The sequence below is a fragment of the Streptosporangium sp. NPDC006013 genome, from assembly GCF_040614275.1.
Classification (GTDB): Bacteria; Actinomycetota; Actinomycetes; order Streptosporangiales; family Streptosporangiaceae; genus Streptosporangium.
Map to the genome: position 1 here is coordinate 1 of NZ_JBEXUE010000996.1, position 1,034 is coordinate 1,034.

Sequence of the window (1,034 nt, forward strand, 5' to 3'; positions counted from 1 at the left end):
GGCCAGCCGTGTGCGGCCTCGCACACGGCACCCGCGGCGGAGGGGATCCAGAACGGCTGGTCGATACGCTGGCGCGTGCGGGCCGTGGTGCAGTCGACGGATGCCTCCGGTGCGCTGGTCGCGGGGCCGTGGTCGGGCTGGCAGCTCGGGCGGGTGGACACCTCCAAGCCGGTGGTGTCGGATCTGTCGGTGTCGGCGGGCCAGCTCGCGTCGAAACTGTGGACGCTGCCGTCCACGCAGCCGTCGTTCTCCGCCTACGGCGCCGACCCGGAGTCGCGGTCGTTGAAGCTGGAGGCGCAGGTCGAGCACGACCCGTCCGCCGCCGGGCAGGGCAGCGGCCTGATCTGGTCCGACAGCGGCCAGGTGTCGAGCGGATCGTGCTCGACCTGGAGTCCCTGCTCGCTGCAGACCCCTGCCGTGACCGCGGGCAAGCTCAAGGACGGGTGGCTAGTCCGCTGGCGGGTCCGGGCCGCCACCTCTGGGCAGGTGGCGGGACCGTGGTCGGAGTGGCAATCGGCGCGGGTGGACACCTCCAAGCCGATCGTGTCCGAGGCATCGGTCTCTCCAGGCCAGTCGGTGTCGGGGCTGTGGACGCTGTCGTCGACGCAGCCGTCCTTCTCCGCCTACGGCACGGACCCGGAGTCGCGGTCGCTGCGGCTGGAGGCGCAGGTCGAGCACGACCCGTCGGCCGCCGTGCAGGGCAGCGGGCTGATCTGGTGGGCCGCCGGTGGGGTGTCGAGCGGATCGTGCTCCACCTGGAGCCCCTGCTCGTTGCAGACGCCGACAGTGGCGGCGGGCGAGTTGAAGGACGGCTGGCTGGTCCGCTGGCGGGTCCGGGCGTCCACCTCTGGGCAGGTGTCGAGCCCGTGGTCGGAGTGGCAGTCGGCGCGGATCGACGCCTCCAAGCCGGTGGTGTCGGATCTGTCGGTGTCGGCGGGTCAGTTGTCGTCGGGGTTGTGGAGGTTGTCGTCCACGACGCCGTCCTTCTCGGCCTACGGCGCTGATCCGGAGTCGCGGTCGTTGAAGCTGGACGC

Annotated in this window: 1 protein-coding gene; it reads left to right on the top strand. The window is 71.9% G+C overall.

Annotation, left to right across the window (positions count from 1 at the left end):
• Positions 1-1,034: hypothetical protein (locus ABZ260_RS51545; protein WP_355633380.1), on the top strand; the 1,034-nt coding region annotated here is incomplete at both ends.